The sequence below is a fragment of the Gammaproteobacteria bacterium (ex Lamellibrachia satsuma) genome (assembly GCA_019623805.1).
GTDB lineage: Bacteria > Pseudomonadota > Gammaproteobacteria > Chromatiales > Chromatiaceae > QGON01.
The window spans coordinates 1,859,605-1,880,098 of sequence record CP053680.1; the positions used below are offsets into that span (position 1 = coordinate 1,859,605).

A 20,494-nucleotide genomic window follows, 5' to 3' on the forward strand; every position below is an offset into this window, starting at 1 on the left:
CGCAATCGATGAGGAGTCGCAGATGAATACCATTAAAGAGATCCTGGATACCAAAGGGTACGATGTCTCTACAATCGGACCGGAGGAGACGGTGCTGGAGGCACTGAAACTCATGGCGGAAAAGGAGCTGGGCGCACTGGTCGTAATGGAAGAAGGAAAACTGAAAGGACTGATTTCGGAGCGGGACTATGCGCGCAAAGTGATCTTGAAAGGACGTACCTCGCTGGAGACCAAGGTCAGGGAAGTCATGACACAAGAGGTGGTCTGCGCCACGCTCAGTCGGACCGCCGACGAGGTCATGGCCGTTATGACCGAGAAGCGGGTCAGGCATCTGCCGATCATCGACGAGGAGCAGGTGGTGGGGATTGTCTCTATCGGGGATCTGGTAAAGGCCATCATCTCCGACCAGCAGTTCGTGATCGAGCAGCTGGAAAAATATATCACCAGTTGACGGGTTTTATTGGTGGAGACCGGAAGATTGGGCAGTATGGACATTTTGCTCCTTCCATCTCCAGCAAACGGCAACTTGATTAATGGTATGGACCCATCCCATTAATCAAGAGAGCGCTTACTAGGGCCTAGGAAGATTAACGTTCCTACCTCCCTCTTTTCCAGCGCCAGCAGTCACGACAAAGTCCGGCCTTCCCGCTTGCACGGCCTCCCTTAACCTTTCCTGATTACCCCTGAGACTCAGCTATTGTGGCGCAATGACAGCAACTGTTTGATTCGACATTGGTTTTCAAATTCAAAAAGACGGAGAAATCAGTATGTTCTGCTGCCCAACAATCAGCAACACAAAGTAATGGCTTTTTTCATAGAGTTACACTCATAGCTCTCCTCAGTGGCTGAGTCTCAGGGGTAATCAGGTAACCTTTTGCCTGTTTTTATCTCATCCCGCGCGCCTCTTTCACCCGCTCGTAGGCCTTGCGGATCTCATCGGTCTTCGCGGCGGCCATCTTCATCATCTCCTCGGGTAACCCTTTGGAAACCAGCTTGTCGGGATGGTGCTGGCTCATCAGACGCCGGTAGGCCCGTTTGACCTCTTTGTCCGTTGTATCAGCCCCGATATTGAGAATAGCGTAGGCATCGTCCAGGGAAAAACGCTCCCGCGGTGCCTGGCGCCGTCCTTCACCGGCTCCCGCATAATGGCGCTCCGCCCGGATCATCTTCTCCAACTGGCGGAAGGTGACTTCAGAGATATGCAGCCGCGCACAGATATGCAGCAGCAGTGACTCTTCCTTCGCATCCATGCGCCCATCCGCATAGGCTGCCTGGATCTGGATCTCCATGAACATCTGGATCAGCGTACTGCGACGATGACACTCGACACGGAACTGCTCCAGTACTTCGTCCAGAGGAAAACCATCCGCCTTGCCTTCATTAAAAAGCCGGATTGCGGTCTGGCGCATCTCCTCAGACAGGGACATCTGCTCCATCACCGCCTGCGCCAGACGTATCTCGTCCGGTGAGACATGGCCATCAGCCTTGGCAATGCGCCCCATCACCGAGAATGTGGCGGTGAAGAAAGCGGTCTGCACCCGCTCACGGCCTCCAGCACCCCATTCGGCGCCACCGCCGGGCACTCCCTCGAGACCCTTATCGAACTTGTGACCCAACGCAGCGCCCAACACGGCACCCAACGCGCCCCCAAGCATGAAGCCAAAAGCCCCACCGACCAGTTTTCCCCACCAACTCAAAGCCTTACTCCTGAAATAGAGACATCGGACGCCATTCTAATACGAACACCGAGGCGGGAACTACTTGCCTTTGATGTAGAGTTCATCACTGAATGAATAGACCCATCCAGGGAAGTAAAGCACCAGAATGGTAATGATCCAACCGTTGAGAATCGCCTCCGGAAAAAACATCAGCGGGAAGAAAGGCATGATCGTGACCTGCAGCGCCTCCAGCGTATAGGTGCCGCTGTAGACCAGTAGACCCACCGCCGCATAGCCACTGATGTAGGCCACCAGCCATGCAGTCATGAAACCGTTACCCAGAACATAGATAAAGAAGTTTTTTGGAAACCAGGAGCGCACCAGCACCAGGGATATCTGGGACAGGGTGATTGGCAGCAAACCTACAGTGATGATACTGAGTACATATCCTTCCCAGCCGTAACCGGCATTCAGCGTCACCGCCAACAGGGCGATACTGGCGATGATCAGCGCAAAAGACCAGCCGAACATCAGGGTCACCGTGGTCACCCCCAACAGGTGGAAGGAGAGGCCGGGGTGAATCTCCCCCCGTATATGCCACAACAGGATCAACACCACGATGGCGCCCAGAAAAACATGCAACTGCCCCTCCTGCGTCAAGCGACGCCAAGGCGACATGCGTAGCGCATAAAAAATCGCTACGCCGTACAAGGATCCCAGCCACCAGAGCAGGGTACCGGAGAAGTGATTACCATCAATTTCCATCTAGACATTCTAATTCAACGAGAACACTTTGCGCATATATCTCCTTAATAGCCCATTTAACTGGATAGATTAAATGACTTTGCGCAATGGCCGAAACGATCTCCAGTGCCATAATTGATAGTAGGTAAGAAGTTACAACCGGGAGAGAGGTGAAGATGAACATCCCTAGACTCAAAGTGGGGGCCTGGTTCAAAACCAACGAAGGGGAGAACCTTGAGGTCGTGGCCTACGATGCAGAAGATGGCTCCATCGAGGTCCAGTTCTACGACGGTACTATCGAAGAGTACGATTTTGAAGACTGGGAGGCACTGGAAGCCCGCAGCATCGCCCCGCCGGAGGATTGGGCCGGTTCCTATGACATCGGCAAGGATGACTATGGCGTCGATCTCGACAAACCCGCCGGAGATACCCATATAAATCCGCTGGACCAACTGGATAATGAAGAATAGATGGGAATTTTGCGACTGACTTCAAATACTTGATGTAACCTCAAGGCGACGCGTTCACATTTCCAACAAAAAATATGGTACAAAGTTACGCAGGCTAAAGAAATCAGCTGGCCCGCCGACACATTAAGTGAAAGCAACGTTCCGACATTTTAAGGAGGTACGTCATGAAAAAAGTTTATGACATGTCCACGGGTAGATTAGTCGAATCGTGTTCGCCTGCCATTCAAGCACCGGCAACTCGAATGACACCCCCTGTGGAAGATACCCCCACAGCGGAACTGGGATTGCAGGAAGTCCAGACCACTTCCACTAAGGAACAACGGTTGCCGCACGACCTGGCCGACGTGGATCCTGCGATTTTCTTAGGTTATTTCGACTGATCCTGCGCCACGTTTAAAACCGGGACATAGAGTCCCGGTTTTTTTATGTCCGATCCCTCTACAGATTAGCGCCTTCTTCCACTAGGAGGCTGTCGGGTTTATCCGCTTGATGCGACTAATCCGCAGGAGCGGATTGAGCAGCTCTGCTGCCCCCGAAGGGGTGAAGGGCAGGATGCCCGTAATAAAATCACTGGGGGCGAATCAAATCAGTTTATCGTCATCCAGGGATTTGCAGCCAAACAGTGTTAAACCCGACAGTCTCCTAGGGCCTGTTGAATTACTGCGCTTTGAAGTCGATAGAATCAATAAGGTCGAGTATTTCCGTTCCTTCATTAAGATGCATAATCACATCCAGCTGTTGATTTTTTTTGCGGAAAAATGTCACGCAATTCACCCCATCAACAGTACGACCGATCTGTAATACGCCGCCCTCCGATATTGAGTGAAATAGATTGGCCACCCCTTTTATAATTAACTCATCCGGGAAATAACCTTTATTCAATAGGTTCATACAGCGCAAATATGAACATTTCTCATCCATTGGTGCGGCAAAAATGTCATAGTTTTGATGAAAAATCTCTTTCTTAGCTATACAGGAAAGAATGTTCGGATCATAAAAAAGTATGGTGCCAAGTTCTTTCGACTCTGGCCTTTTGCTCAATAGCTGAAATACCCATCGAGTAATAAAGAATTTACCGCTGGATTCCTGGTCAGCGAAAACGGGGCCAATATACCCATTAAGGAAGTTTTTTTCAGAATCGTATATTTTTGTATAGAGGGGCATTTTCTCATAGTAGAATCTTGCGAATTTATCAGAAACAATAAATTTGGTACTAACACCCTCCTCCTGTAGCAGACTATAAAGTTCAAATGATGTAATACCGCTCGACACCCCAACATCGTGAAAAATGGGTTTATCAAACTCCTTGAGCAGATCTACAGTATGTTGATCGATATCCTGAAATCTGTTTGCCTTACTCTCTTTAGAGGTTCTATTGTTCAGTTTAATTGATGTGTAGATATGGTCCGCTACACTTCTGTCGCTATAGCTTGAAAGTTTCAGAAGATTCCCTCGAACAAGCGCTCTGCCTATTCTGTTTGAGAACGCAATTTTAAGGAGCGTCTGATTTGATAAAACAATTTTAAACATGTTTAGTATTTCCTGATTACCCTGAGACTCACCCGAAGAATCCGCAAGGGGCGCATACTGAATCTGAAGTCATACGCCAGGGCAGAGGAATCAGGTTCAATTTTAGAGAGGGTTCAGTTTGCCACAGTTTCTTAAACAACTGAAATTTCACTGGAATTCATACTCCTCTCTGACTGGCCTCTCACGCTGTCCGTTGTCTTAGAATACCGGATCATGATGCCCCGGTTTTTTTCATGTCAAAACCTACTTGTCCGCACTTGATTCCAGCAAGCCTAACCGCCTGCATCAACACCTTCTCGTAACAGTTTTCTCTTAGCAGAGCATCGATCACACCTGCATTGAACACATCACCGGCCCCCAGCGTATCCACCAATTCTGCAGGCTGTACTGCCGGCTGATGCTGCATGCCACCATCCGCCGTAAGCATCCAGGCACCCTCATCGCCCCAGGCGCAAAACAGCAGCGCCCGCGGATTACACTCCCGCATGGCCATAAGAAGGGAAGCGGCATCAGCATGCCCACGACTCTCGGCAAACACCTTTGAAAAGAACAGCACATCCGGCAACGCCAACAACGCGTCGATGCCATCACGCGGCTTCTCAACTTCCAGAGAACAGCCAACCTGTGGAAAGCCTTCCTTCACTCGCTGCAGCATTTGCAGGGTCTCGGTTGGATTTCTGCCTTCGAAGTGAATCCAATCAAACTCGACAGGATTGACGGCATTGAAATCTGCCGCGCTGTATTCAGGAAGGTCGCGATAGTGGACGATGGAACGGGAGGCGTTTTCCCTGCTCAACACCACATAGGACGTTGGAACCTTGCTGCTGGCGTGATGAACAAGATGGGAGAGGTCGATACCATAGCGCGTGAGGTCGTCCAGGATATACCGGCTGTCGGGCTCATCGGCGATAGTGCCCGCCCAACTGCAAGCATGACCAAATTGGCTCAAGACCACCAGGGTATTGGTGGCATTGCCTCCACGTGCAACCCTGTGCTCAAGCGCACGCAACTCCTCATCTTCCGAGGGGTAGGCGACGACCGTGTTGATGATATCCAGGGTCGCAATACCGACCGACAATATATGCATGGAGAAGAGACCGTCCGGTGCTGATCTACAGTAAACAGGCAGAGTCTAACTGAGATGAGGGTTTGACTGAATTATCAGCTATCTTTCTTTTTCTTGAACAAACCACCCAGAGAATAGCGACGTTTACCGGAGGTCTCCTGGCCATCGAGCGAGGCGGGGTCTGCCTCCCCGACGCTGTCATCGAACTCCAATTCGGATGTATGCAGATTATCGCCATTCAGCGGCTCAGACTCATCAGCTATCCGGGAATTACTGCCGGTCTGCCTCAGCAACACCTCAAGCTTGCGTCCCAGACGATCCACCTCGCCGTCACGATCTTCAATGGCGTCCTCCAATGTGCGGCACTGTCTCTGCGACATACGCAGGGTCTGCTCTTTCTCACGTAACGCCTTCTTGATCGAATCGAGCTCCTGCCGTGTCGCCTGCAGGGCCGCAACCTCATTCATATCACGCCCTGACTGCTTACCCTGTGTCTCTGCCGCATCCAATGCCTGACGCATCTGCTCCAGATCCTCAGACGCCCGGCTACGCACCATGTTGAGTTCCGTACGCAGCGCATCAACCTCATCGTCAGCGCCAAGGGACTGCACTGTCTGGATCTGTTCCACATACTCTTCCATCACCGAGCGCAGTTCATTTACCTCTTTTTTCAGACGCTTCGCCTGTCCTTCGGCTTGATCCCGCGCCTCTTCCACCGACTCCTTCTGTTGACGCATCTGCTCCATTTGATCGAGCAGGGTGTCAGCTATCTCAGAGTCTTCGGCTGTGCTTTTGTTTTCCACCAGTTCTGAGTGCAGCTGATCATTTTCACCCATCAAATCAGCGAATTGATCCCGCAGATCCGATAGCTGTTTGGAAAGGGTGTCGCGCTCTTCTTCAAGGGCAATCTTTTCATTGGTGAGTCCCTCAAAATCCTCTTCGAGCATCTCTACTGCCGTCTCCTGAACCTGCCGCTCCCGTTGCAGGAAATCGACCTGCTGCGCCTGCTGTTCCGCATCTCTGCGCCGCTTCTCCTCCTTTTCGAGCGCTGTGCGCAGCTTTTGAATCTCAGACTCCACATCATCTTCTAACTGAGCCTCCATCTCCAGCTGCACTTCACGCAACCCGTCGACAGTCCGCTTTAGCTCTGTGATCTGTTTCTGTGCCTGACCCAACACCTCACTATCCCTGTCTTCACCGGCAGCCCTGGCTGCTGTCGCCTGCTCAAGACCCTCTTTGGCCTCATCAAGCTGCTGCTGCAACGTTGCGGTCAGCAGCTCGGCGCTATTTTGCGTCTGGGTGAGTTGCTCCTTCTCTTCGTTCCATGCCAGCCGTGAAGATGCCAGTGTTTCTTCAGCTTGGGCCAACGCTTCCTTTTGTGAAGCCAGCTGTTGTTGGCTTTCCGTTTCAATCGCCGCAAGCCGCTCCTCAACCACTTTTTTCTCGGTTTGTAACAACTTCAGCGCCCGCTGCCGCTCGCTCTCCTCAGTAGCCGACTCATCCCGTAAGGCCTGCAATTCGCCTTCAATCTCTCCAGACCGATGTTGCGTCTCCTCAACCGTCCTTTGCAAGGTCGCTGTGGATTCCTGCTCCCGCTCCAGCTGGGCCTGCAGCTCCGACTCCGACTGCTGCAGCTTGTCCCGCTCCTCGCGATAACGCGCCACAGTCTCATCATCCGCCTCTCTGGTTGATGCCAGATCCTGCTCCAGGGTGGCGATGCGGGTTTCTGCAAGCTCCAATGCCTGCCCCAGCTCAGAGCCAGCCCCCCGCTCATCTTCGATCATCTTCTGCAGGGCAGTCCGTTCTTCAGTCAATACATCGATCGAGGCGACAGCCGACTCCAACTGCTGCTGCTGATCCTCTATTTCGTTGCGGGCGTTCTCCAGGGATTGCTGCAAAGCATCCCGCTGTTCACTGTGTTGTCCGGCAATTTCATCACCGGACGCCTTGGCCGCGGCAAGGTCCTGTTCCAGTGAAGCGGATCTTGCTTCCATCCGCTCCTGCGCTTCCCGAAGACCAACCACCGACTGTCGCTCAGCTTCAAGCGCTGCTTCAAGTTCACTCTGCCGGTCGGCCAATTCACCAACGATCTGTTCTTTCGTCTCCAGCAGCTTCTGCTTGTTCTCTATCTCATCCCGCACTTCGCCAAGGGCGTGCTGTAGCGCATCACGCTCTTCACGATACTGTGCAGCCACTTCATCACCACTCTCCCTCGCAGTGGTAAGATCCTCTTCCAAGGTGGCCGCTCTGCTTTCCAACTGTTGCAGGCTTGCCTGGAGGTCCGCTGTAGTCTGCTGTTCTGCCTCCAGCAAGTCCTGCTTGTCATTCAGATCGCCCTGAACCTCATCCAGGTGCTTCTGTAGGCTATCCCGCTCTTCAAGGTAGCGGCTCGCAGTCTCATCCACAGACAGTTTCGCTGTGGCGAGATCTCCTTCAAGCGTTGCAGCCCGCGCCTCACTGTTTTCCAGTGACTGGCGGATTTCCCCGGTTGTTCCCTGCTCTGTTTCCAGTGCACGTTCAAGCTCGAGCAACCTGTCGCTCGTGGCCTGATTCGACTCGGCCTTCGATTCCAGCTGCTGCTGTTTGCCGCTTATCTCATGGTGGGCGTCGTCCAGCGCCTGCTGCAGAGCAGTAAGCTCTTCCTGCTGCCGGGCCGCAGTTTCATCCTCTGACGATTGAGCGGCAGACAGCTGCTGCTCAAGTCCGCTGGCGCGGGCCTCCGCCTGCTCCAGAGATTCGCGTAGTGCTGTTGTCACACCGCGCTCTTCCTTCAAGGATGCCTTAAACTGCGCCTTCTTCTCTATCAGACGCTGGCTTGTCTCACCTGCCTGCTCCAGCGCATGCTGTTTATCAACGACATTGGCGCGAACCTGCTCCAGGGTCTGTAACAGATTATCCTGCTGTTCCTGAAAAGATGCTGCCGCCTCTTCTCCTGCCAGCTTGGCGACGGAAAGCGCTTCCTCCAGAGAGGTGGCTCTCGTCTCCAGTTCACTGAACGAATGGCGCAGGGTTTCAGCCTGTTCCTCGGAAACTGCCAGTGCGTTTTTCAGTTCCGTCTGTTTTTCGAAAAGCTGCTGTCGTGCCGCTTCACCATTTAAATTTTCCTGATGCCGGTGGGCAGACTCCGTCTGCGTCTGTTCCAGCTCTTCTTTCAGGGCTGCCAAAACACCCTGGTTTTGTGCATCGGCATCATCACCTGCCAAACGCACTTCGCGCAGTTCGTTTTCCAGCGTTTCTACCCGGCCTTGCGCCGTTTCAAAAGATTCACGCAGTTCATCTGCAAGTTGTTTCTGCTGTGCGGCACTGGCCTCGAGCTCTGCTTTACGCCCCTCAAGCGAACGCGTGGTTTCTTCAGCAGTCGACAAGGACTCAGTAACTTCTTCGTACAGACGCTGTTTGTCACCCGCTTCGGCCTGCGCCTGATCCAGCCCGGCGCGCAAGGAGGCTAGCTCGGCCTGTTGACCGGCTTCAGTTTCCGCTGCACTCTGCTGCAGATTCGTCAATGTCTTCTGCAGTTCAGTTCGACTCTCTTCTAGATCCTCCCGGGCGCATTTCAGCTCGGCAACCCGTTCCTGCTCCGCAGTGAGACGCGCTTCCAGTTCAGACTGCTCCCCAGCCAAATCCTGCTGCCTCGTCTCCGTCTCCTGCAGGGAGCGTTCCAACTGCTCAATTTTGACTGTCTGCTGGGTTGCGGTCAGTGTCTGTTCTTCCAACAGGGCATCCCTGTCGGCAAGATCCATTTTCAGACTCTCCCTGGCCTCTTCCATCTCCACCAGTAACAGCGCATGACGTTCTGCGGAACGTGCCGACTCATCCTTGACCAGCTGCAGCTCCCCGGTAATTGATTGCAGGGCTGTCTGCCTGGCCTCATCCTGCTCAACACCCGCGTTTTTCAGGGCCTCCTGCTCACGCTGACTCTCGGACAAGCGGGACGCCAAATCATTCCGCTCACTATCCAGGGCCTGTTTTTCTTTTTCCTGCTGCTGTTTCGCCGCCTCAGCAGCAGACACCTGCTGTGTCACTTCGGCAAGCTTCTCCTCTGCCTGCTTCTGCCGCGCCAGATCGCCCGCACGTAGTTCATCCAGCTCCTGCTGCAAAGTTTCCAGATGCCCCGAGAGTTCATCGCGCTCGCGGGTCAGTCTGGCCTGTTCGTCCGTCGACTGCTCCCGTAGACGATCAAGTGCCTGCTGCATGGATTGAAGTTGCCGCTCTAGCGTTGTCTGCTTGTCAACACTCTCTTCAACCCGGACCTGAGCTGCAGCCTTGGTCTCCTGCAGTGCCTCTTCCGTTTCCGATAGCTGTATCTGCAGCCCGGTCAGCTCCTCTTTCAATCGACCTTGATCCAGGGAATTCTGTTCATCCAAGCGGGTCAATTTTCCCCGCAGGGAGGTTATCTCTTCTGCTGCCGCAACCTGGTCATGCTCTGCACTGGCTGACTCCTCCTGCAGACCACCGATCTCCTGTTCATGTGCCGTCCTGGTCTCCTGAACCTGCTGTTCCTGCTCATCCAACCGGCGGCGCGCAACCACCAACGCCTGTTTCAGCAACTTGATTTCAGTCTGACGACGATTAAGAACATCCTTATACTCCTGGCTCGCATCCTCCAACTGCTGCTGCATTTCGTCGGCACGTTGCTGCTCGGCGTAAAACTCCGCCATATGGGAGTCTTCATCAGGCTGACCGTTTTCAGACCCATTCGCCTCGACAGCTTCCCGCTTGAAGTCGATGACGTTGTCGACTTTTTCCCCAGCAACGTGAATACCGGCAAGCGGAGCCACTACATCCCATGCCTGATCCAGCACGTAGACCTCAAAACCTCTCTCCACCAATAGATAAGCCGCGGTAGCCGCCTGTCCCACTTCGGCGCCATGGACGACATACTCTCTGTCATTCGCCAGACTGGAGGCCTGGAAACGTAGCGAGAAGAAGGGCATGTTCAGACTTTCGGGCAGATGCCCCGCCTCATACTCCTCCGGTGGACGTACATCCAACCAGAGCGCACCGTCCTTGACTCTGGCTTTAGCCTTTTTATATTTGAGTGTTCTGGAGAGGGGGCTTTTTACCAGATCAACGAAGTCCGCCTTGCTGAGTCGTACCAGCACACCATCAGTAACCATGGTAATAGTACTGCTACGCGGGGCGTCGGAGATGAGCGCCTCTTCGCCAAAACTGTCACCGGCACGAAGTTGCGCCAATTCCACTGGTGGCCTGTCCTGTTCGGGCTGGCGCGCCACACTGCAACGACCACTGCTGATCAGATAGTAGTAATCCCCCTCTTCCCCCTGCCGAATAATGACATCGCCGGTGGTGACTGGAACTTCTTCCATACGCATCATGACGCGCTGGAGATTGGCGGGAGGTATCTGTTGAAAAATGGTGGATTGCAACAGCAGGGTCATCCAGTCCCCACTGCTCTGCTCCTTGATATCATTGACTTCGTAACTGGCTTTCTGACTCCGCGCCAACATGTCGCTTAGCATTCGGCTGTCGATGCGAACGAAGGTGGTCACACTCTTCGCCCTGGCGGAATGTTTACGGGGGAGCTGATGAGCCAAGGCAAAACGAGCCGTTTGGGTACCACTGGCGACAGAATCAACCTCCCGTTTGCCGGACAGCAGTCCAACGCTGCCGGATAGCAGGTAGACATTCTGATGATCCGTATCACCCTCGTGAAAGAGATATTCACCTTTCACCGCCTTCTCAACCACAATCCGGCTCAGCAGCTGGCCGAGTTGCTCGTCCGACAAGGTATTCAGGGGGACCAGATTTTTCAGCAGGGCATCATCTTTTTGTGTTTTCGCCACCGCCATGCGTTCGCCTCTAGGAGTTAAGTTCCTGTTCTGTTTGCATTTACTATGCTTGATAGCGGCAAGATACAGAAAAGCTGAATAAGAAGGGGAACCCTATACCTATCAAAGCATGATCCGCTTTGCATAAGGTATCGTAACGGGTCACAGTTCTGAAATCTGACCATCAAAAACAGTCTTTTCATTCCTGGAACTAAAAGTAACGTGCGAAAAAAAAATACAACGGGAGGAGTAGTTGCCGCAGGACATCAGGAAACTGCCAGCGCAGCCCTACAGATCCTGCAGGAGGGAGGCAACGCATTTGATGCCGCCATTGCGGCCATGTTTACCGCGTGTGTGGCGGAACCAGTGCTTGCGTCGCTCGGTGGCGGCGGTTTCCTTACCGCCCGCCCGGTGAATGCCGACCCGTTGGTCTACGATTTTTTCGCCCACACACCTTCTCGAAAGCAGCCTGAAGCCGCCACCAATCTTCATCCCATTGTGGCTGATTTCGGAAACGCCAGCCAGACTTTTCATATCGGTATGGGTTCCATCGCCACACCCGGATTCATCAAAGGGGTGTTTGCGATACATCGGGAACGCTGCAGCATGCCGCTCAAACTGCTGGCAATGCCGGCCATAAATGCAGCAATCAGAGGCGTCAGGATCAATCCGTTCCAGCATCTGATCTCCGGAATCGTGCAGCCGATTCTCCGATCCAGCAATGCCGCATTTCAGTTGCACAGCTCAGCCATCGGCACCGACCAGCTCGCGCAGGTGGGTGAGACGCGCAAGCAACCAGAGATGGCAGCTTTTTTCGAACATCTTTGCCGGGAAGGGGAAGCGCTTTTCTATCTTGGAGAGGCGGGTCAACAACTCACCGATACCTGCCGGGAATCCGGAGGACACTTACGCCCACACGACTTAAAACAGTATCAGGCTGTAAAACGTAAACCACTTGAACGGCGCTACAGGCAGGCGCGCATCTTTACCAATCCAACACCAGCCCTTGGCGGCACACTGATCGCTTTCACTCTCGCATTATTGGATTCACACTCCCTGGACAATCATTTACCGGGCGGTGCAGATCATCTGAGAAGACTGATCCGGGCTATCTGCCTGACACAGCATCTGCGCACAACGCAAAGCAGGAAGATAGAAAAACTGCTGAATGAAGATGTTCTACGTGAGTACCGGCAACGACTTCACAAAGGCGGCATCTGCACTCGCGGCACGACCCAAATCAGCATTTTGGACCGACAGGACAATCTGGCAAGCATGACCCTATCCAATGGCGAGGGGTCAGGTTATGTCATTCCCGGCACCGGCATCATGATGAACAATATGTTAGGGGAAGAGGACATCAATCCCTGTGGATTTCACAACTGGCCTGAAGATGAACGCATCGCTTCCATGATGTCCCCGACGCTGGCATTCCTTGATCAAGGGAGAATCGTTGTTACGGGATCCGGTGGTTCAAACCGGATTCGCAGTGCAATCCTCCAAGTGCTGTCCAATCTGATCGATTTCGACATGCCACTGCAACAGGCTGTCGCTTTCCCACGCATCCATTTTGAAGAAGGGCTGCTCAGCATGGAACCTGGGGTAGATCAGAATGTCTCCAGCCGTCTTGCCACGGAATTCCCGCGGCTGCGGCAATGGGATAGTAAAAACCTCTTCTTTGGCGGCGCCCATACGGTAATGCTGGAGGCAGATGGCAGACTCATAGGAGCAGGAGATGAACGACGCGGCGGCGTCTGGCTCTCTACCGAGACACCTTAAGACGCTGTGACCGGAGTCAAACTCGATGGGTATAACAGCACTGAAAGCCCTGTTGCTTCAATCAAATTTGGCCCCAACCCCCTATGAAATTACTACAAAACCATCAAAATCCAGCCGTTTCAATTGGCTCTGTTTAAGTTAACTGTTGCAGAAGTTCTATTCTTATAAGTGAGCACTCCAACTAGGAGGTAATGCCATGAATAAGAAAGACTTTACAGGGTTGCTTGGAGAATTGAAGTCACTCTCCCCCAGTCAATGGCAGCGACTCCACGCCCATCTTCAACGACATGAGACATCTGCAGTTGACCTGCTACTCGATGCAACCCCACCTCACTGTTGCCCCCATTGCCAATCCACCCGTTTGCGACCGTGGGGTTCAAGTCATGGCCTGCCTCGGTACCGCTGCAGTGCTTGTGGCCACACCAGTAATCCGTTAACAGGCACCCCTCTGGCCCATTTGCGGCACCGTGACCTGTGGTTTCGTTATGCACAAACCCTGATTGAGGGGCTATCTGTTCGCCGTGCGGCAGTCCTGTGTGGGATCAGTAACAATACCGCTTTCTTGTGGCGTCACCGTTTTCTACAAATGACTTCCGGACATCGGGCACATCATGAGCATGGCATTGTTGAAGCGGATGAAACCTTCTTTCTTGAGTCCTTCAAGGGACAGCGTCAGATCCCGCGCCCAGCACGGCATCGAGGCGGCGTGGGTCGAACCAGAGGGACGGGAGCAGATCACATCCCCGTATTGGTAACCAGAGATCGAAGTGGCGCAACCGCGGATTTCATTCTACATAAGCTGGATGCTATTCATGTAAGGGCTGTGCTTAAACCGCTGCTGGACCCTGATGCCGTTCTCTGTACGGATGGTGCCGCTGTCTACACGACCTTTGCCAAGGCTGAGGGCATAACTCACCAAGCCATGGCGAGTCGAGGGCCTCGTGTTCGCGGCGCGTTCCATATTCAGAACGTCAATGCCTATGACAGTCGCCTCAAGACGTGGTTGCGGCGCTTCAATGGGGTTGCCACCAAATATCTCACCAACTACCTTGGCTGGCGTCGCATGCTTGAACGGTATCGTGTTGAGATAACACCCAATATCTGTTTTCTCGAAGCTATCGGGAGGGTTCCACAACAGCTAACTTATACATAGCCTTTCAATTACCCAAAAGCGCCGATTTCAAACTACTGGTCACGGGTGAGGCGCCCAACCAGACACTCATCAGCGCCTGATTAAAATCAGCGCCGGGAATCATGCCTTTCTGTTCACCCCGAACGGTCACTCTGGTTCCGACACCTGGCAGGTAATCGAGCAACACCACATCCCCTTCGTGCAGCGTGTCGAACATCGCATTGAAATTATCGAGGCGCTCACGCAACACCTTCATTTCATCCGCACTTCGATTGCCAGAAAAACCTTCGTCCCATCCAGAACGCATTTTCTCCTTTTCAACCTCAGAATAGACAAAATGCATCAGCACTCTTTTGGTTACATCTGCATTGATGATTTTTTCCGCATCCCCTGTCTTTTCCGGCATGTAGAGTGCGGCAACATAGATGGAGAAGAAGAACTTTTTCCTGATTCCCGCACCATTCAGCTGCAATGTTTCACTACTGCCACCCACATTTACCTGCTCAGGGAGCGTGATACCTCCCACATCTTTTGACCATGCATCGGTTACTGACAGCAATAAAATGAATAAGCTAAAAAGTAATTTCACAATCGTATCTCCCATGAAAACAGGTCGGCGTTAACGGCGAAAAGACAAAAAACGAGAAAAAATTAAAGTTTTATAAATAAATAGCGCTACAATTCATGATTGAATCCGTACTATTCATTGATACATTACTATCCCCTAAATAATTATGTGCTATTTTATTCTCGAATAGCCAGTCCACCCAGGAGTTTTTCAATGGTCGCAAAGAAGAAAGTAGCAAAGAAAACCACCAAAAAGGCTGCGAAGAAAAAGGTTGTCGCTAAAAAAGCGGCGGCAGTAGCAGCACCCCGCCTGAAAGCCATCACCACCAAACAGACCAAAACCCAGATTATCACTGCGATTGCTGAGGACACCGGCCTCACTCGCAAAGAGGTGGCCGCAGTTTTCGGCTCCATGAGTAGTCTGCTCACCCGTCATCTGCAACGCCGTGGCTCCGGTGAATTCACAGTTCCAGACACTGGCGTAAAGGTGCGCCGGGTCGTAAAGCCTCGCACAAAAGCGCGGATGGGCCGCAACCCCGCAACGGGCGAATCGATCAAGATCGCAGCAAAGCCTGCACGCAAAATTGTAAGACTCACTGCGCTCAAAGCTCTCAAAGAGCGGATCGACTAAAACCTTCTGCCGCTATCGTTGCTGACGATAGCGGCATCTCGTTCACCCCCCCCCCCGCTGCAATCACTTCATCCGAAAACAAACACTCTCCCTGCTTTATTTTGGCAGACATCCATAAAAGCCATGCATTCCACTTTCAGATATCAGTAACGATTACTTTAGGCAACACCGCAATTTCTATACTAATTGCGCTAAATCTCTCTACTGTAAATGATCTCTTTTATGCAACTAAAGCACTTCATCTCTAATTGCATTCAATAAATTCTCAGCCGATCATCGAAATTGACCTGTGTAATTACTGAATTCTCTTCACTCAGCTGCTTATCTATTCAAGTTTCATAAAGCTTCTTTTTCACTTGTGCGCACGTCAGGCAAGCGGGCGTAGCTAATTGGCAGCACATTCAGAATGCAATGTACAAGTATGGGAATTTCAGGGGAAAGGTAACCGACATAGGGGCCTGTAATACAGGCCCCTACAATTTGGCCAGCGTTGTAAAGCGTTTACATTAGCGTCTGGCAGGGATTCCAAAACCTCTGACACGGCGCACCATTGCCAGCAGAAAGAGCAGGATGAGCCATGGCGAAGCACTACCACCACCCCCGCTGCTGGTTACAGCACTCTTCGGAGCACTGCCTGGTGCCAATGGGTCTACTATCTTCCCATCGGCAATACCATCCAGATCAAAAGGACCACCATCAGAGAGTGTCAGATCTATACTGTTCGCATCAACCTGATTCCACTGAGCTGCGGGAATCTCTATATAATTCCCTCCCAGATCCACTTTATAAAGCACCAAATCATCAGGCAGCGGCTCGCTAAAGGTAAGACGCACTGTCTGGCTGGCACCTGCCGACGGAACCGTCGTCTCATAACTGATCACGCCAAACGGAAAGGCGACACCACTTGGGGCACCTTCGCCGGTTGCGCTACTCGATACCTGGCTTAGATTCTGGCCTGTGCTCTGAAGATCGACAGTACCGGTCTCTGCGGCCAGACCATTTACATGAGAGGCATCACTGGCAGAGTTCCCGCTTTCGAAAACATCCAACACGCCGTCGCCATCCTGATCAGACGGACTGGCCGGGTCACCGACCTCCTGATTATCGTCCACGCCGTCACCGTCAGTATCCGTTGTGGTTGCATTGGGATCGAGTCCGATATCATTCGACTGACCGACTGTCAGCCCAGTACCGGATGCAGCTGGCGCATCATTGCCTGTTGCATCAGGATCGTTGACTGTGACTGTCGCTGTGCGGTTGGTCGCATTTCCTGCTACATCCACTGCGGTGAAGGTAAAAGTGGTGCTGCCAAACAGGAAGAGCGCAGGTGCATTATCGGTAACACCTACAGCGCCATCCACATTGTCTTGTGCAGTTGCACCATTAAGGAGATTTTGGATCTCCGCCGCAGTTGCATTCAGACCGCCCAGCGCTGCATTACCAAGCAGAACCAGACCCACGTCGGCAGAAATCACCGGTTTGGTAGTGTCTGTGACGGTCACCGTAGCCGCAGCAGTGCCTGTGTTACCCGCAGCATCTCTAGCAGTGAATGTCACTGTGGTGTCACCCAGTGGCAAGGGATCTGGTGCATTATGCGTTACCACTCGGACGCCGCTCACGCTATCCATCGCTGTTGCACTATTCAGAAAGGCAGATGCATCCGTCACCGGCGCGCCTGCAGCATTGGCGGCGTCAAGCGTGAGGGAAGCAGGAGAATTGATCACCGGCGGCGTCCGATCGCTTACTGTGATCACAGCAGACGCAGTGCCTGTGTTCCCCACTGCATCCGTGGCACTGAAGGTCACGGTGGTAGCACCCAGCGGCAACGGGTCAGGGGCATCGTTGGTCACCACAACACCACCCAGATTGTCCGCCGCAGTCGCACCATTGAGGAAGGCTGCGACATTGGCAGCCGATGTACCGCTGGCATCAGAGGCTTCAAAAGTTGCTGCTGCCGGGGGGGTTACCACTGGCGCAGCCTGATCAGTCACCGTTACGACTGCGGTCGCTGTTCCTGTATTCCCTGTGCTATCGGTGGCACTGAAGGTAACGGTGGTGATACCCAGGGGCAGGGGGTCGGGGGCGTCGTGGCTTACCGCGAGCGCGCCGTCCACGTCATCCATGGCGGATGCCGCGTCCAAAAAGGCGCTGGCGTTGGCTCGTGGCGTACCACTGGAATTTACTGCGGCGAGGATGATCGACTGGGGCGGAGTCACCACCGGCGGGGTGGTGTCGGCACCCATTGGGGTGATCGTGACGCTACGGGTTGCGGTGACGGTGTTGCCTCCGGCGTCGGTGGCACTGAAGGTAATAATCGTCGTGCCGATGGGCAGCATCGCCGGTGCGTCATGGGTAACGGGAAGCCGACCGTCGGTTTCATCCCACGCGTAGATGTAACTGAGATTCAGGGTGGCAGTCAGGAGGCGGCCGCTGGCACTGGTGGCTTCCGCCGTGACCGGTGTGGTATGCATATTCACAAGCTGGGGGGGAGTCACATCGGTAAAGGTGACAGTGACGTCCGCCGTAGCCGTGGTGCTGTTGCCCGCCGCGTCGGTGGCGGTAAAGGTAATGGTGGTTACGCCGAGCGGGAAGTGACTGGGGGCGTCGTGGGTGATGCTGCCGTTCAGAATGGTCTTCCCGCTGTCTACATTGTCGCTGGCGAATACATTGTTGAAATAGCCAATCACACCACCGATCGAAACGCCCGAGGCATCGGAGGCAGCCACAGCCTGATCCATGGGTGGTGTGATAAATACGGGCGCCGTTTGATCTGTGAGGGTGATGGTCGCTGTGGCGGTGCCCGTGTTGCCTGCCGCATCGGTAGCACTGAAAGTCACGGTGGTGACACCCATCGGGATCTGTGAGGGCATGTCGTGAGTAACCGGCAGGTTGCCGTCAAGGTTGTCTACTGCTGTGGCGCCGGCCAGGAAGGCAGCAATATCTGCCTGGTTGTGGAAGGAACCATAGGCATTCAGAGTGGGCGCCAACAGATCGGCCGGTGGAGTCACCACTGGCTGCGTGATATCAGGACCCTCGATAGTGACGTTCACGACATCCGAAGCGGCACTGACATTGCCGGCATCATCGGTTGCAGTGACTGAAAATCGGTGGGTACCAACACTCAACGAATCGAGCGCGAATGACCAGTTGAGCGATCCGAAGGTCGAGGAACCCACCACCGTGTCGCCGTCACGCAAAGTAATGTTTATCACTGTCCCGATCTCACCGGTACGCGAATAGGTGCCGCGCAGGGTCAGCGCAGCATCGGTGGTAGTGGTTCCATCGACCGGCGAAGTGATCACCGGTACCTCTGGCGGTGTGGTATCGACCCGCGTGCCCACCCGCGTGCCCACGCTAAAAGTATTGCCCGCCCGATCAACAGTGATCACCTCAATCACGATGCCGCCATCGGCAAACGGCCCGACCTCCGCGCTCCAGTCGCCACTGGCGTCGGCCGTGGTAGTCGCCAGCAACGCACCAGCGCTGTTATCCTTCTTGATCAACACCGTCACGAACGGCTCGGCAGTACCGGCCACAGTGAAGCTGTTGACGTCGAAAACTGCGCCACTCACAGGTGCAGTCACAGTCGGCAAGGCGGGATCGGTGAGATCAACAGTGATGGTGTCGGACGCATCGCTATGGTTGCGATCAGCATCTTCGAAGCGCACAGTCACGGTGTGTAAACCTTCCACCGAGCTAAAAAGGGCAGGGATGGAATCTTCGAAGGGTAGCAGCGGACCAAAGGCGCCACCGTCCTTAGAGATCTGAACCTTGGCGCAACCGGAACCCGCACCGTCATCGCAGGTCAGCGCAAGCGCCACACTCGAGGTGCTGAAATCGGCCCCATTATTGATCGATACCGTGCCGACCGGAGGCGTGGTGTCCGCATAGGCCACCTTGCGCACCCGGTGGTAATCGGAGATGAATAGATTATCGTCGGCATCCAGCGCCACGTTGGTCGCTGTCCGTAGGCCTGCGCTGGTGGCTTCGCCGCCATCACCGGAGGAGATGAATCTCCCATACTGATCCTTAGCGCCACTCCCCGCCACTGTGGCGATGATGCCGGTGACCGCATCAACCCGGCGCACGCGACCGTTCCCATTATCAGCTATAAACAGATTGCCTGCGCTGTCGAAGTCGATGCCACGAGGCTGACTCAATTGCGCCCCGGTTGCAGGAAGACTATCTCCTGCGTAACCGGCGACTCCTGGCGTTCCGGCAAAGGTGGTAATAACACGGGTGATGCGGTCGATGCGCCGGATAACATGGTTTCTGGTATCAGAAACATACACATTTCCTGCCGCATCAAGCGCCAGCCCCGAAGGAGAATTCAATTGCGCCTGGGTGGCATCCCCGCCATCACCTGAGAAACCGGGAGAGGCCGGGGAGAGTCCGGCAAAGATGAAGGTAGGACCACCTGGCGGAGTAATCCAGATCTGGCTGTTCGTGTTGTCCACGGTGAAGAGGGTGCCCCCTCCATCATACTCCATATCGGTAACAAAGCCACTGACGGAGGGATCACCCCATAGTGTCAGTATTGTTCCAAGGCCATCGATCACACGAACACGGTGATTGAAGGAGTCAGCGATAAGAAGATTGCCGGTATGGTCGAAGCCCAATCCTGAGACACCAAAACCCTGCAATGCCGCACTGGTTGCCGGTCCGCCATCACCAGAAAAACCGAAGGTTCCGTTGCCGGCAATGAGGGTCAGCAACCCGGTTGTGGCGTCGCGCTTCACCACATGGGTGTTGGCATTGTAATAGAGATTGCCATCGGCATCGGTCACGAGTCCCTGCACTTGCCTCGCGGCAACCGCTGTCGCCAGCGCACCGTTGTAGACATCAGTAAAGGACGCATCACCTTCACCATTCCCTGCCACCGTGCTGATGATGGCTGCCGAAACGTAAGCAGGAAAGAGAAAGGCAATTAGCAAGAGCCAGACAGGCAGTATTTTCGCTGCCCGGAATGAGATCAGCCGCAAGAGCAGGCTAGACAGTTCAAATTTGGCGCCATTGCGCCCAAGGATCTGGCTTTTCATCTTCACATCTCTCTTTTTTGTTCTTTATTTTTCAGCCTGCCTTTCATGGTCAGGTGAAGCGCAGGCTTTTCATCTCTCTTAATAAACAG

13 protein-coding genes are annotated in these 20,494 nt (G+C 53.7%); 6 read left to right on the top strand and 7 right to left on the bottom strand.

All coding sequences use genetic code 11. The features are described 5' to 3' along the window. Positions 1-22 precede the first annotated feature (22 nt). The gene (locus HPY30_07950; protein ID QYZ65921.1) at positions 23-451 is read left to right on the top strand and encodes a CBS domain-containing protein; all 429 of its coding nucleotides are present in this window, start codon (positions 23-25) and stop codon (positions 449-451) included. Positions 452-884: 433 nt separating this feature from the next. Here HPY30_07950 and djlA read toward each other — a convergent pair whose 3' ends face one another. Beyond that, positions 885-1,697 carry a co-chaperone DjlA gene (djlA, locus tag HPY30_07955; protein ID QYZ65922.1) on the bottom strand — a complete coding sequence of 271 codons (813 nt, stop codon included), beginning with the start codon at positions 1,695-1,697 and terminating at the stop codon, positions 885-887. Between the two features lie 60 nt (positions 1,698-1,757). After that, a complete protein-coding gene (locus HPY30_07960; protein ID QYZ65923.1) occupies positions 1,758-2,423 on the bottom strand; it encodes a molecular chaperone DnaJ in 666 nt (221 codons plus the stop codon). A 155-nt stretch (positions 2,424-2,578) separates the two neighbouring features. Here HPY30_07960 and HPY30_07965 point away from each other — a divergent pair, with 155 nt between their 5' ends. Continuing rightward, positions 2,579-2,872 carry a hypothetical protein gene (locus tag HPY30_07965; protein QYZ65924.1) on the top strand — a complete coding sequence of 98 codons (294 nt, stop codon included), beginning with the start codon at positions 2,579-2,581 and terminating at the stop codon, positions 2,870-2,872. Between the two features lie 164 nt (positions 2,873-3,036). After that, a complete protein-coding gene (locus HPY30_07970) occupies positions 3,037-3,252 on the top strand; it encodes a hypothetical protein (protein QYZ65925.1) in 216 nt (71 codons plus the stop codon). A gap of 277 nt (positions 3,253-3,529) precedes the next feature. Here HPY30_07970 and HPY30_07975 read toward each other — a convergent pair whose 3' ends face one another. The 3 genes from HPY30_07975 to HPY30_07985 all read right to left on the bottom strand — a co-directional run bounded on the left by HPY30_07975 (position 3,530) and on the right by HPY30_07985 (position 11,278). Further along, positions 3,530-4,402, bottom strand: coding sequence for a hypothetical protein (locus HPY30_07975; GenBank protein ID QYZ65926.1), 873 nt, complete (start codon positions 4,400-4,402; stop codon positions 3,530-3,532). A 211-nt stretch (positions 4,403-4,613) separates the two neighbouring features. Next, entirely contained in the window at positions 4,614-5,489 is an 876-nt protein-coding gene (locus tag HPY30_07980) for a ketohexokinase (protein ID QYZ65927.1), read from the bottom strand. A gap of 74 nt (positions 5,490-5,563) precedes the next feature. Continuing rightward, the gene (locus HPY30_07985) at positions 5,564-11,278 is read right to left on the bottom strand and encodes a cyclic nucleotide-binding domain-containing protein (protein QYZ65928.1); all 5,715 of its coding nucleotides are present in this window, start codon (positions 11,276-11,278) and stop codon (positions 5,564-5,566) included. Positions 11,279-11,479: 201 nt separating this feature from the next. Between HPY30_07985 and HPY30_07990 the strand changes: the two genes are divergently transcribed. Next, complete coding sequence (locus tag HPY30_07990) at positions 11,480-13,036, top strand: gamma-glutamyltransferase (protein QYZ65929.1); 1,557 nt, start codon at positions 11,480-11,482, stop codon at positions 13,034-13,036. Between the two features lie 196 nt (positions 13,037-13,232). Next, positions 13,233-14,189 carry an IS1595 family transposase gene (locus HPY30_07995; GenBank protein QYZ65930.1) on the top strand — a complete coding sequence of 319 codons (957 nt, stop codon included), beginning with the start codon at positions 13,233-13,235 and terminating at the stop codon, positions 14,187-14,189. 4 nt (positions 14,190-14,193) lie between these two features. Here the strand turns inward: HPY30_07995 and HPY30_08000 are convergent, their stop codons facing one another. Next, entirely contained in the window at positions 14,194-14,772 is a 579-nt protein-coding gene (locus HPY30_08000) for a chalcone isomerase family protein (protein ID QYZ65931.1), read from the bottom strand. A 177-nt stretch (positions 14,773-14,949) separates the two neighbouring features. Here HPY30_08000 and HPY30_08005 point away from each other — a divergent pair, with 177 nt between their 5' ends. After that, positions 14,950-15,366 (top strand): DNA-binding protein, encoded by a 417-nt coding sequence (locus HPY30_08005; protein QYZ65932.1) that lies wholly within the window; start codon positions 14,950-14,952, stop codon positions 15,364-15,366. Positions 15,367-15,872: 506 nt separating this feature from the next. Here HPY30_08005 and HPY30_08010 read toward each other — a convergent pair. Next, positions 15,873-20,405 carry an HYR domain-containing protein gene (locus tag HPY30_08010; protein ID QYZ65933.1) on the bottom strand — a complete coding sequence of 1,511 codons (4,533 nt, stop codon included), beginning with the start codon at positions 20,403-20,405 and terminating at the stop codon, positions 15,873-15,875. Between the last annotated feature and the right edge of the window lie 89 nt (positions 20,406-20,494).

Excerpts from the sequence above, each read along its gene's own strand:
- HPY30_07970 (QYZ65925.1), top strand. The coding sequence starts at position 3,037 with ATGAAAAAAGTTTATGACATGTCCACGGGTAGATTAGTCGAATCGTGT.
- HPY30_07975 (QYZ65926.1), bottom strand. The coding sequence starts at position 4,402 with ATGTTTAAAATTGTTTTATCAAATCAGACGCTCCTTAAAATTGCGTTC.
- HPY30_07995 (QYZ65930.1), top strand. The coding sequence starts at position 13,233 with ATGAATAAGAAAGACTTTACAGGGTTGCTTGGAGAATTGAAGTCACTC.
- HPY30_07980 (QYZ65927.1), bottom strand. The coding sequence starts at position 5,489 with ATGCATATATTGTCGGTCGGTATTGCGACCCTGGATATCATCAACACG.
- HPY30_07950 (QYZ65921.1), top strand. The coding sequence starts at position 23 with ATGAATACCATTAAAGAGATCCTGGATACCAAAGGGTACGATGTCTCT.
- HPY30_08000 (QYZ65931.1), bottom strand. The coding sequence starts at position 14,772 with ATGGGAGATACGATTGTGAAATTACTTTTTAGCTTATTCATTTTATTG.
- HPY30_07965 (QYZ65924.1), top strand. The coding sequence starts at position 2,579 with ATGAACATCCCTAGACTCAAAGTGGGGGCCTGGTTCAAAACCAACGAA.
- HPY30_08010 (QYZ65933.1), bottom strand. The coding sequence starts at position 20,405 with ATGAAAAGCCAGATCCTTGGGCGCAATGGCGCCAAATTTGAACTGTCT.
- HPY30_08005 (QYZ65932.1), top strand. The coding sequence starts at position 14,950 with ATGGTCGCAAAGAAGAAAGTAGCAAAGAAAACCACCAAAAAGGCTGCG.
- HPY30_07960 (QYZ65923.1), bottom strand. The coding sequence starts at position 2,423 with ATGGAAATTGATGGTAATCACTTCTCCGGTACCCTGCTCTGGTGGCTG.
- HPY30_07985 (QYZ65928.1), bottom strand. The coding sequence starts at position 11,278 with ATGGCGGTGGCGAAAACACAAAAAGATGATGCCCTGCTGAAAAATCTG.